Source organism: Aquimarina algiphila (assembly GCF_007489275.1).
GTDB lineage: Bacteria > Bacteroidota > Bacteroidia > Flavobacteriales > Flavobacteriaceae > Aquimarina > Aquimarina algiphila.
Map to the genome: position 1 here is coordinate 12,840 of NZ_VLNR01000027.1, position 12,688 is coordinate 25,527.

Annotated in this window: 12 protein-coding genes; 4 read left to right on the top strand and 8 right to left on the bottom strand. The window is 34.0% G+C overall.

From position 1 onward, the window contains the following. Positions 1 to 69: 69 nt before the first annotated feature. Positions 70 to 552, bottom strand: coding sequence for a hypothetical protein (locus FOF46_RS13910; RefSeq protein WP_143916854.1), 483 nt, complete (start codon positions 550 to 552; stop codon positions 70 to 72). A gap of 607 nt (positions 553 to 1,159) precedes the next feature. Here FOF46_RS13910 and FOF46_RS13915 point away from each other — a divergent pair. Together FOF46_RS13915 and FOF46_RS13920 are read left to right on the top strand one after the other, a co-directional pair. Then, positions 1,160 to 1,282 (top strand): LuxR C-terminal-related transcriptional regulator, encoded by a 123-nt coding sequence (locus tag FOF46_RS13915; RefSeq protein WP_143916894.1) that lies wholly within the window; start codon positions 1,160 to 1,162, stop codon positions 1,280 to 1,282. Between the two features lie 35 nt (positions 1,283 to 1,317). Next, on the top strand, positions 1,318 to 1,557 hold the full coding sequence (locus FOF46_RS13920; RefSeq protein ID WP_208746779.1) for a hypothetical protein: 240 nt from the start codon (positions 1,318 to 1,320) through the stop codon (positions 1,555 to 1,557). 4 nt (positions 1,558 to 1,561) lie between these two features. Here the strand turns inward: FOF46_RS13920 and FOF46_RS13925 are convergent, their stop codons facing one another. The 3 genes from FOF46_RS13925 to FOF46_RS13935 form a co-directional block, all read right to left on the bottom strand. Next, on the bottom strand, positions 1,562 to 2,773 hold the full coding sequence (locus FOF46_RS13925; RefSeq protein ID WP_143916856.1) for a site-specific integrase: 1,212 nt from the start codon (positions 2,771 to 2,773) through the stop codon (positions 1,562 to 1,564). A gap of 274 nt (positions 2,774 to 3,047) precedes the next feature. Then, positions 3,048 to 3,728, bottom strand: coding sequence for a TerB family tellurite resistance protein (locus FOF46_RS13930; RefSeq protein ID WP_109435020.1), 681 nt, complete (start codon positions 3,726 to 3,728; stop codon positions 3,048 to 3,050). 304 nt (positions 3,729 to 4,032) lie between these two features. Next, positions 4,033 to 4,545, bottom strand: a complete 513-nt coding sequence (locus FOF46_RS13935; protein WP_143916857.1) for a hypothetical protein — start codon at positions 4,543 to 4,545, stop codon at positions 4,033 to 4,035. A 301-nt stretch (positions 4,546 to 4,846) separates the two neighbouring features. Here FOF46_RS13935 and FOF46_RS13940 point away from each other — a divergent pair, with 301 nt between their 5' ends. Then, entirely contained in the window at positions 4,847 to 5,257 is a 411-nt protein-coding gene (locus FOF46_RS13940; protein WP_143916858.1) for a hypothetical protein, read from the top strand. Positions 5,258 to 5,334: 77 nt separating this feature from the next. Here the strand turns inward: FOF46_RS13940 and FOF46_RS13945 are convergent, their stop codons facing one another. Continuing rightward, complete coding sequence (locus FOF46_RS13945) at positions 5,335 to 6,294, bottom strand: OmpA/MotB family protein (RefSeq protein ID WP_143916859.1); 960 nt, start codon at positions 6,292 to 6,294, stop codon at positions 5,335 to 5,337. Positions 6,295 to 6,530: 236 nt separating this feature from the next. Continuing rightward, a complete protein-coding gene (locus FOF46_RS13950) occupies positions 6,531 to 7,307 on the bottom strand; it encodes an exodeoxyribonuclease III (protein ID WP_143916860.1) in 777 nt (258 codons plus the stop codon). A 158-nt stretch (positions 7,308 to 7,465) separates the two neighbouring features. Here FOF46_RS13950 and FOF46_RS13955 point away from each other — a divergent pair, with 158 nt between their 5' ends. Next, positions 7,466 to 7,825: a hypothetical protein gene (locus FOF46_RS13955; RefSeq protein WP_143916861.1), complete on the top strand. Its 360-nt coding sequence runs from the start codon at positions 7,466 to 7,468 to the stop codon at positions 7,823 to 7,825. Position 7,826: 1 nt separating this feature from the next. Here FOF46_RS13955 and FOF46_RS13960 read toward each other — a convergent pair whose 3' ends face one another. Further along, positions 7,827 to 10,820, bottom strand: a complete 2,994-nt coding sequence (locus tag FOF46_RS13960; protein WP_143916862.1) for a T9SS type A sorting domain-containing protein — start codon at positions 10,818 to 10,820, stop codon at positions 7,827 to 7,829. A 318-nt stretch (positions 10,821 to 11,138) separates the two neighbouring features. Then, positions 11,139 to 12,674: a glycine--tRNA ligase gene (locus FOF46_RS13965; RefSeq protein WP_143916863.1), complete on the bottom strand. Its 1,536-nt coding sequence runs from the start codon at positions 12,672 to 12,674 to the stop codon at positions 11,139 to 11,141. Positions 12,675 to 12,688 lie beyond the last annotated feature (14 nt).

Sequence of the window (12,688 nt, forward strand, 5' to 3'; positions counted from 1 at the left end):
TAAAAAAAGCCATTGGATTTTAATCACAATGGCCTTAATAATAGATCTGTTTTTGAAGAAAAAGATAGATTACCAATTCCATTTAAAGCATCTTCCTCTTCGGAATCGACGAAGAAGTCGTCTTGTACGTCGAGGAAATCTCGGGCGAGGTCTTCTAAATTCTTGATTTTGATCCTCAGTAGAATTACCCTCATTAATCAGTTCCTCTATCAGATCTTCAACTGTAGGCTGTTCCATTAAGTTTTGAATTGTTCGATAGTTAGAAGGCACAATAACTTCCCTGACTTTGGCATCCAACTTTATATAAAGAATACTTGGTTCTTCAACGTTATCAGATTCCTGTTGTGCAATCACATCACCTTTATCGATTTCCATATAGACCAATAGCTCCAGATCATAGTATAAATGTATTTTTTTATTATAATGTTTCACATACCCAAATACAGCTATAGTGTTTGGAGCTTCCTGTTCGAAAGGCATTTCGGCTAATAAAGCATTTTCTTTAATTTTTATATTTTTCATCTTATTTATAATAAAAATTCTCCTACTCATTCGCTTTTCGGATTCCGCGGCATTAAGACGTATTGTATTGTAGTAAAGAGGGTAAAAATTGGAATTGCAATCTGGATTCAAAATTCTCGAAATAAATTCAATTGTCCACAAAACGAACAACCTGAAATCAATGCACATTAAACCTTTTAAAATAGGGTTGATAAACCCATTATAATGGGTTTATTTTGTAAACTTTAATCAGCTAAAAGTTTTTTCTTTGCTACATATTAATTTTTAAACAAAACAATATGCTACTCATTACTCTTATATTTATCAGTATTACTTTCGGGTTTTACATTTACAAATTGCCACTAAGAAAAACGGTTCAGACTCAAGTACATTCCTCTAACTATCATTCAAATACAAGACTATGTTCTGATTACTCCAGCGAAAATATTAATAAACTAAAAGTGAACTTAATCCATAACATGACCAAAGGGTATAAGGACAATCAGTTGGCTTCCATCAAACGTTCTCAAAAAGATGATGCCCACTCAATATGGTTTGATTTGGAAACTTTGAAAAAATTCATTTACCATATTGAATACAAATCTAGTTTAATGAATAGGGGAATTAAAGAATTAGGTCTTCGCTTTTACTATTCTAGATATCCAGCCCAAGAACCGTTGAAAATTATAGGGATAGTATATTCAAAAAATTGAATGTCCGCACACGTGTCAGGTTAGCAGTGTATGATATTGAAAATGGATATACAAATAAGGATAAATAATGGATTTTTGGAAAAAGTACAATAAAACGATCAAAATGAAATTAGAAGAAATTCAAAAGCAAATCGAAGAGATATTAAAATCTAAATTAAATCATCTTAAAGTAAGCTTAGATGATAATTTAGAAACGGGAGATTTTGTAATTTCTGTATGGTGGAATGATTCAGAAATTGAGCTTACTGGTAATTATGAGCATAATGAGTCCTTCATGGGAAACAAAAAGGACATTTTAAATATTTACAATAATGAAATATTACCTTTCATAAAGTCTAAATAAACGATCAAAAATCCAGAACATTATTCAATGCTTCATCAGTTTTTGTATGATCAAAATTAGACTGATATCCAATAGTTGTACTTAAATGAGAATGCCTGTATAATTTTTGTAGCATTTGTACTGGAATATTGGATCCAGCGATATTCCCAAAACTGTGTCTAGAGATATGATTGGTAATCTTTTTATCTATTTCAGCTTGTTTGGCAATCTTCTTTAGATGTACATTAAATTTTCCTGCTGCTGCATTTATTTTTCGTTCGATATCCCTAGGATCCTTTAGGTTTGCTTTTTTTAACTCAGGGAATACAAAATCATTATGATTCATTTTATCATTTTCATAACGAGATAATATGTGTAGTGCCTTTTCAGGAAGTTCTAGTGAATCCGGTTTTTCGTTTTTGCCCATCTGATAATACAATCTCCCACTTTGAATATCGTTCCACTTTAAGTGTAATGTATCACTAATACGAATGCCTGCCAGATAAAAGGAAAAAAGAAATACGTTTCTGGTATGCCATGTGGTTGAGCCTTCTTCTAATTCTAGAATTTCAATCTTCTTTATTTCCTCTTTATCCAATCCTATTTTTAAAGTCTTACCAGGCTTCACCTTCAGCTTACGTTTTCCAAAAGGATAGTATTCTGCATCTACAATACCTTCAGTAATGGCTTTATTAAATATAGTTCTTACTACTGATAAGCAATTTGCTCTTGAAGTTTTGGATTTGAGACCGTTTGCTTTCATATATACCTCATATCTCTTGAGCAAAGATTCTGTAATATTTTCAAAATGAATATCATCTCCATTTAGGAAGTTTTTAAACTTTTCTACTCTGCTTACATCTGAAGAATAACCCCGTTTGTTGGATAACTCTTTTTCTTTAAGATATTCTTCCGCCAATTTTGAAAAAGTCATTGAATCTCGATTCCCTTTTAAAATTGTCATCAATTGACCAGCAGTAAACTTTTTATCTTTAGCTTCGAAGTCAAGGATTAAATTCTTAGCACGTACATATTCATTATCAATAAGGTTATTTAACCGTTTGTAGCTATGGTGAGATTGTCTTACTTCCGTTTTTTCTTCATTCCAATCTTTAAGCTTTATGTATTCCAAGAATTTATACTTTGGAATACGATCTTTAGTAATCCGTAAAGCTATTGGATGCTGCCCTTTAGAATTTTGTTTACTTTTATATAATAAAATTTTAACTGAAGCCATATGATAACTATTTGTATTCAAGACAAATATAATCAATACGGTTAAACATAGGTTAAACTATTTGAAGGTTTTAAATGATTTTAAGCAACACTAACAAACAATGTAAAACTACTAATGACAATGATTATTAGTGATTTACGTTTCTTAGTGTCACTTAATATACATACCTATTAGAATTTTAAAACCTGACAGGTCTAAGATTTGTAGTATAAATTCAGTACCTTATTATAGATTCTGGTCTACACCAGAATGACAGCATAAATATGTTTTTTTTCTAATTCAATTGTTCTTTTTTGATTTCGGTCATATCCTTTTGCTTCAACTTATCGATCAAGGTCTGATACATTTCTTTTGGCAACCCGCAAGCAATTAAATATTCTTTCATTAACGTTTCTTCTTCTTTTTCGATAGCACCATCTGCTAATAATACTACAGCTGCCTGGGCCAAAATATTGATCAATGCTTCTGATGATAACTCACTTCGTGCGCTATTGAGGAAATCAAACACCTGATTATCTTTATTAGCATTTACCTTTACATTTTTATGTATTGCCATTAACTCATCTTTCATTTCAGGAAAACCCTCGATAGCATCCATAATCTCACGTTCTTCTTCTGGAGCAAAATTACCATCGACTACAGACATATGCGTCATAGAAGCCACTAATGCTTTTGCATAGACAGAAGTTGCCCGTTTTTGGTTTTCGCTAATCTCTTCCTGAGAGCGCTGTAATACTGTTTTTATACTTTCATTATACGCACTCTTACAGCGATCACATTCATAAAATCTATCCACTGTATCCAATGGGATTACAGGAATAAAGAATAGGGTAAACCATCTGCGATACAGTTTATTTACCAGATTTCCATCATTACAGTTTGGACATGAATTTGATAATACAGGACTTTCACTCACAGTGTGTTTTATCCCTCTTGTTCCGAAGATAATAAACATAATACGTAGGTTTTTAATGGATTAGGTTGCCGATAAAGATACTATAATAATCCAAAATACCTAATGATATGATTTGGATGCTATAATTACCACCTTTTTTGATTGTCATTCTAGTGTAAACCAGAATCCATGATCACCTGGTAGATTCCAGATCAAGTCTGGAATGACAACTCAAAAGAGTGCAGCATAAGATCGAGTACATAAGATATGGTAAAAGTATATATTTAATAAGAACTCAAGCTATACTTGAACTGGAGTAGCAGGAAAACTTATGTTTTTTGCCAATATATGGAAACAGCCCATACTATAACTTATTCACTTTCTTGGCGATACCACATTTTCTGCGGGCAGCTCTTTCGGCTAAGGCTGCGGCATTTCTGGCATGGCCCTCAGAACTTCCGTCTTTAATAGCTTCATTATATATGGTTTTGTTTTCTATAAGGCCACGTAGAATACAAACAAACCCCGGGCTGTCTTTACCCTTGAAAGGATTCTTTTTTTTGGGTTTTGCAATCAACTCCCTAAACAAGCGATCTTTTAATACTATATCTTTTTGGACTTCTACGACCAAAGTAAATAGAACATTTTGATCTTCTGGATACATATCATTCACCTTATCTAAGGCATTGGAATACTCATCATTGGTGAACTTAAAATATCCATAGATGTCAAGGTAGTTGCTTTCTCCATTTTCATCCTCCTGCACCTCTTCTTCACTTTGTACTTCTTCTTCGTTCTGGTATTCTTCTTCACTTTCTTGACTCACTCCTTTGATCACAGATACTATTAACATTACAAAAATGGGTAGCCTCTTCATTTGTTTTATAGTTTTAAATTAATTGGGTATAATAAACGTCTGGCAACGTCCTTTTGTTATCTGTCTTCTGTATTTTTGTGCTTTTATATAAAACCCGTATACTTTTTTGCTATATGCATAATTAAGGATTTTATTTTTGTTAACTAAATCTGTGGCACACTTTTTGGTTTTTATCAATTAAAATGAGTATTTTGACTCGATTTTTAAGGTTATTTTAACAATAAAAAAAGAATTGTCCCGTTAAAGTAACCGGTGTAATTAACCTATAAACTTTTAATACATTATTAAACACCCAAACATTATGAAAAAATTATTTCTACTTGTATTACTGCTAGGCGCAGGATTAACCACTCAGGCTCAACGTACAGACAATTCTGGACAAGAATGGTCAGAAAGCAATGAAGAATTTACAACTCTATATAGCTTAGCAACTGAAATAAGTAAAAAAACGGATAGAGTAATCGCTAATGAAAATGTTATATCTATTGTAAAAGAAAATGGAACTACTTCTTTTCAAAGAAAACGAGATAAGTCTCTACCTGTAGAGTTTTATGATTTTATTTTACTGACTTCAACAGGAAGAAGCATCATTTTAAATAAAGGACAAACCGGAAAAGTTCTTGATAAATTTAAAAATGTTTTAGTCAAAGTAAAAGAAAGTCTTGATAAGGACAATACAAAAGCTATTGATAATATATTGGAAGGTTTATAAAATAAAGTTATCTTCTATTATATAAAAAGAGCAACTCAATTGAGTCGCTCTTTTTGTTTTATACTCATCTTGATTGATTATATATCATTTAGTAATTTGGTAATCTCATCTAGTTTTGGAGTTAAGATCACTTCGATACGTCTATTTCTACTTTTACCAGCACTGTTATCATTAGACGCCACAGGAGCAAACTCGCCTCTACCGGCTGCTGTAAGGTTTTGCGGGTCTATTTTCTGGTTCTGCACCAAAATATTTACAATAGCAGTCGCTCTCTTTGTTGATAAATCCCAGTTACCAGATAATTGCGCATTTCCTGTATAAGGTACATTATCGGTATGTCCTTCTATCAAAACAGCGATATCAGGATTTTCACCCAATACTTTTCCTAATTGTTTTACCGCTTTTTGTCCTTGAGCTCCAACAGCCCAACTACCAGATTCGAAAAGGAGTTTGTTTTCCATAGAAATATACACTTTGCCATTACGCTCTTCTACCGTAAGGCCTTTGCCTTCAAAATTTCGCAGTGCTTTGGAAATTGCATTTTTTAGCGCTTGCATTTTTGCATCTTTGGCAGCAATTAATCCCTCTAATTCATTCACACGTTTGGAGCGCGCCTCTAGGTCACTCTGCAATTTATCCAGACGACTACGTTCTGCCGCCAAGGCGCGTTCTTTTTCTTCTAATTGTCTTAATAATTCTCTATTTTTTCTACTATTGGATGCAATAGCTGCAGAACTATTCTTTTCTAAGGCATCATAAGACTCTTTTAAGTTTTCATAATTAGCCTGTGCTGCATTATATTTTCCTTCAAGATCGTCTCTTTCTGCTTTGAGCTTTTGATACTTAGCATCTAATTCTGCTAATGCTTTCTTGTCTGCACTACTTGTTCTTTCTAACGCTCCTAATTCGTCTTTCATTTTACGATTTTCTCGTTTAAGACGGGCATACTTACCTTCTAGCTCTTTAAATACTTTTGAAGAAACACATGATGTCATCAAGGTTCCTACCAGTACTAAGAGTGCAATTTTTCTAATCATTTTTATTGTGAGTTTTAAGGGGTTTTTAATTTTCAGTCTCAAAGAAGCAAAGTTGCAAAGAATCTAAGTTTAATATGAAATTAACTCCTCTTCAGGCTTCCAACTTCTGACCTCAGACATTTTTGTGTTGTCGGTCTAAGTCTGTCAAAGACCAATACATTCTTCGTTCAATTCTACTTCAACAACACTTCGACAAGCTCAGTGTGACATTTAAATTCTATTTAGCTTCCTTATCCTTATAGATTATATACTCCTTCTAATTCTACCAAAATCGGACAATGGTCACTATGTTTTGCTTCTGATAGAATAACGGCTCTTTTGAGTTTATCTTGTAATGGTCGTGCCACCATACCATAGTCCAAACGCCATCCTTTATTATTCGCTCTGGCATTGGCTCTATAACTCCACCAGGAATATTGATGTGGTTCTGTATTAAAATGCCTAAACGAATCAATAAAACCACTATCCATAAAATTACCGATCCATTCTCGCTCTACGGGTAAAAATCCAGACACATTTTTATTACGTACCGGATCATGAATATCGATGGCCTGATGGCATATGTTATAATCTCCAAGGATAACCAGATTTGGATAATCTTTCTTTACATCATTGATATACGTCTGAAAATCTGCCATATACTTCAGCTTGTGCTCTAATCGCTCTATATTTGTTCCACTTGGCAGATATAAACTCATTACAGAAACTCCATTAAAATCTGCTCTTATGTTACGGCCTTCAAAATCCATATACTCTATTCCTGTGCCATACTCTACATGATCTGGAGCGGTCTTTGATAAAATCGCAACACCACTATATCCTTTTTTCTGAGCACTATACCAGAAATTATGAGCATATCCAGCTTCAGCAAATATGTCCAGATCCAATTGTTCTTTGTTAGCTTTTATTTCCTGAAGACAAATAACATCTGGATCGGTTTGTTTCAACCATTCTATAAATCCTTTGTTAAGCGCTGCTCTAATTCCGTTTACATTATAAGAGACGATTTTCATTGTATCTTGATTTAAAATTTTAGTAAAAATAAAACTTACTACTATTTTATCTATACTAAATACAAAACAAATATTAGCATGTTGCAAGCTTATACCAATTACACTTATATTCTAATTTTTTTTTATGATCTTTATGTATCCAATTTAAATGTACAAAAATGAGCAAGTTATATATCCTGGTTATACTTTTAAGTGTATCTAACTGTAAACCCACAAATAGTATGGGGAATAATGATAATACTTCCTCCAATACCATTGTTAAACAAGATATTTCTAAAGAGATGATTGAAAAGGGATTTAGTAAAGGCACTATTATTAGCAGTAAATCTAAAGACTGCCCTTATATTCTAAATGTTGAGGAATATAACGATAATTTGGATCCTGTAAATCTTAGTGATTTTTTTAAAACTGAAGTTCCTGCACAAGTTTGGGTAAAATTTGCTAGTTTAAGAAGACCTAGTAGATGTAATGATGCTCGACCAGTCTCTATTTTAGAAATCAATACACGTAAAGAGTAAATTATTGTACAACAAACTTTGTAGCATCTGCTTTTCTGCTCTTACCAAATCGAACAAAATAAACTCCAGAACTCGCAAAGGACATATCTAGTTCATATACAAATCTTCCATTAGCATCTTTAGTAATCATATTAGAAACGATCACTTGCCCCAACATATTAAAAACATAAATTCTTACTTGTGTTTCTGGTCCAGAATCTGCTTTGGTAATCAGGAATTGATTATCTGGCTCACTAATTACTATTAATCCCGTATCCAAATCCTTATTTTCGCCTATTTCAACAGTATAGTCATGAGTAGTTCCAAAATCCATAGAACCGCAAGCATCGTTTAATAAAGCCCCGTTATTTGTATTCACGTCCCCTGCACGAATTCTAAGTAAATGCCTTCCTAAAGCAGCTTGGTTGTTGATTGTTACTGTAAACTCCTGGTCGGTATCAGCTTCTTCTACAACTACATTATTTAATATAAGTTCTGATTCTTCAAAAACAGAATTGTCATTAAAATCAATCCATAAAGAGATTCGTTCTGATCGATTCTGATCTGCAAATCCGGTTTGTACTGTAAGCGTATAGGTTCCTATTGATCTATTTAAATTAATACTAAAATCATCTGAAAAATCCTCATAACCTGTATTACAGGTTATTGGAGAATTTGTAACATTTGACAACTCAAAAGATCTAATCCCGTCTCCAAACTGCGAACAATTTGAAGTTGGTCTACAAAATTCTCTTTCAATGACTCTTGTAATATTATCATTTTCAGTATTCTCATCGGTTGCTAAAGTCGTTCCTATAGTAAATTCAAAATTACCTATACCAATAAGTTCTGCTTGTGTATTGAATGTATAGGATACCTCTTCCTGAGGCTGAATGGTTCCTGTAAAGGTTTCTTCAATTCTTGTTCCATTATTTAACATATAAAAAACAGGAATATTGGTCTGTGCCACGGTTCCATAATTATATAAAGTAACTGTAACTGACTCTGGAGAAACAGAAAGTCCACTATCTAGTGAAGGGGTTATTAATTCTCCTGCACCAACATCAATAGAAAACAAATTAAGAAGTGTTTTATCACTACAATCATTCTCTGGCTTAAGATCTCCTGCCAAATTGGTTTCTGCAGTAATGGTATAGGTTCTCTCTGCAGTAAGATCTGCAGTTGTACCAAATGAGAAGGAAGCGGTCATTCCCGGATCAATAGGACCAGCGAATAGTTCTGTTACCGCTGCTGCTCCATTAATAGAATAATTAACAGCAATATTATTTTGTGTAGTAGATCCAAAATTCTTTAGCGTTACGGTAATTGTTTCGTTATTAGTAAACGTAGCATCATCTTCTGGTACGTCAATACGTATAACTCCAACATCGGCAGTAACATCTTCAGCAATTTTAAATACTCCAACAGCATTTCTTGAATAACTAGCAGGGACATCGACAAAATATTCTGCAATATGCCAGAACGTTTGATCATCGACAGGATCAACAGTAAGTTGTGCATAATCTCCGTATCGATTTTCATCTGTTCGATCAATTCCGGTTCCTAATGCAATGGTTTCTTCTGCAAAGGTCATCGTCCCTAATGGGTCTCCTGCTAATCTACCTGTGTATCGTATTGAAGCAAAGCTATCTGCACTTGCTCCATTATCAGTAGTTCCCATGGTTGTATATGCCATGCCTATATTTCCAAAAATATCCATAGCCATACTCCCACACCATGCACTTTTACCATCTGTAGAGGTATAGGTTCCTTCTTGAAATACTGTCCAGGGTTGTCCATCCCCATTTTGTCTTAATTCATACCAACGTATTCCCGCTACATTATCTGCATCAGGATCTATATCTACTGCAAAATTGAGTACAACAGCATTATAATCGCAGAACCTTCTATAGTTACTTGCATACATTACTGCTCCTTGTAGTACGTCAATATCCTGGCCTTCGGTTCCTGGTTGTGGTATATTTCCAAAAGAACCCCCATCAAAAGTAGAATCAAACATGGTTACTGCAATTTCTTCTGCTTCTGCTATAGTAGATTCAGTAGGTGAAACCCAATTTACATCTATTTTCCAGAGTTTTAACATATCCTGGGTAACTCCTTGCCAGTCATCATCCTGAAAATAAATTATTCTGGCATCCCCATCAGGAGGTAATGCATTTCCTATTGCGTTAAAGGATGCCGGACTATAAAAACCTCCTATTCTGGCACCTGGGAGAGGGAATCCTACTATTTTTACATTTTCTTCTGCTTCTCCTCTTAGCATTTTTTCCCTTTCGATCACAAAAACAACTTCACTTGTTTGTACAGACCCCTGATCTTTGTTTGCGGTTACATAATATCCATCAGACCATATAGAAAATTTGGTATAATCGGGAAAACTTCCGGTATTAAATCGATAGATATACCATCCATCATTTACAGGGTCTGGTCCTTGTCCTACTGCTACCAAAAATCCATTGGGGGTATCAGAAAACTGTGTAATTACAAATCGATCTGCAAAACTATCATAAAACACTATGGGATCTCCCAGATCTTCTCCCGGAAATATATTTTCTAAGGATGAAGAAGGAACCAGTACATTCCCACTTCTGTCGTGTATCGTAAATTCAAAGTTTTTAGCACTAACATAGTGATTAGGACCAATAGCTCCTGTTGGGTCTGAAGGTGAAAAAGAACTTGTGTTCGCATCAAATGTAAGAGAAGGTGCTTTTGTTGCCCTTGTACTTCCTGCGCTTTTTCCTTTTGCCAATAAAGGGTCCATTCCTCTCGGAAAACCTTTTCCCGGAACAATTCTATTTGCACCTGTCCTTCTGGGGTTTATTTTACCTTCTCTTGGTTTACCCGGAATTAGTTTTTTACCTCCTAAAGGATCAACCGTTCTCATATATTCTGCCGAACTAATCATAGTTGCATTCATGATTTCTTTCTTCTTTTGAGAGAATCCAACAGTAACAAAAAACAGGAAAGTAATAATTACAATCTTCTTTAATAGCATGAGCAATAATTTATATATGAGACTTGGTCATTTTATATAGAAAACTCATTTTGATCAACCTTCTGCATGAAAGATAAAATTCTTTATACCATAACATTACACTAAGATGAGTTCTATGACTAAAATACAACTAAACTTCAAAATACAGCTATGATAAAGTACTTTATCCTTAGGCATAAAGAAAAAGCCTTTTGTTTTGTAGTTTAATTGTCATTTTAGAAGTAACGGTGTATCAATAATTATACCCCAATACATTCTATTCTAAAATAAAAAAGCTGCCCTGTATAAGGCAGCTTCAGCAAAAAATGTCTTACTATATTATTTTAACCAATATTCGGCATCTGTTTTTTCTGCAATAAGATTTTTTAGATCAGTGATTGGCACTCGTTTTTGCTCCATCGTATCTCGATCCCGAATAGTAACTGTATTATCATTTACAGTATCGTGATCAATAGTAATACAAAACGGAGTTCCATTGGCATCTTGTCTTCGATATCGGCGTCCGATCGCATCTTTCTCATCATAGATTACATTAAATTTCCATTTTAAATCATCAACAATCTGCTGTGCGATCTCTGGCAAACCATCCTTTTTAACTAATGGAAGTATTGCAGCTTTTACCGGAGCTACAACAGCTGGCAATTTTAACACCACTCTGCTCGAACCATCTTCTAATTCTTCATCTTGTAATGCTGTAGAAAATACCGCTAGAAACATCCTATCTAACCCAATGGAGGTTTCGACTACATAAGGCACATAACTTTCTTTTAATTCTGGATCAAAAAACTGTAATTTCTTACCTGAATGTTCTTCATGTGCTTTAAGGTCAAAGTCTGTTCTGGAATGGATTCCTTCTAATTCTTTAAATCCAAATGGGAAATTAAACTCAATATCAGCAGCAGCGTTTGCATAATGTGCTAATTTATCGTGATCGTGAAAACGATAATTTTCTTTACCCAATCCTAATGACAAATGCCAATTTAACCTGGTTTCTTTCCAGTACTCATACCATTTCATTTCTTCTCCGGGGCGCACAAAAAATTGCATTTCCATTTGTTCGAATTCGCGCATTCTAAAAATAAACTGGCGCGCTACAATCTCATTCCTAAATGCTTTTCCTGTTTGAGCTATTCCAAATGGAATTTTCATTCTTCCAGTTTTTTGGACATTTAGAAAGTTAACAAAAATACCTTGAGCAGTCTCTGGCCTCAAGAACAAATCGGTTGCAGACTCTGCAGAAGCTCCTAACTTGGTTCCGAACATCAGATTAAACTGTCGAACTTCTGTCCAGTTTTTGGACCCAGTATCAGGATCTGCTATTTCTAACTCTTCTATTAATGCTTTTACATCAGCAAGGTCTTCATTTTCTAAAGATTTTGCCATACGTTGCACAACTTCTTCCTTTTTGGATAGATACTTTACTACTCTAGGATTGGTAGTTACAAATTGTGCTTCATCAAAAGAATCTCCAAAACGTTTTTTGGCTTTAGTAATCTCTTTCTGAGCCTTTTGATTTAGTTTTTCTGCATAATCCTCTATGAGTACATCGGCTCTATATCTTTTTTTAGAGTCTTTATTATCAATTAGGGGATCGTTAAATGCATCTACATGACCAGAAGCTTTCCAGGTAGTTGGATGCATAAATATTGACGCATCTAAACCAACAATGTTTTGATGCATATTTACCATACTTTTCCACCAATATTCTCTTATGTTTTTTTTAAGTTCTACACCATTTTGACCATAGTCATATACTGCACTTAGTCCATCATAAATCTCACTAGAACCAAAAATATACCCGTACTCTTTAGCATGGGCAATAACCTTTTTAAATTTATCTTCTTGCTTTGCCATTGCGCAAAAATAAT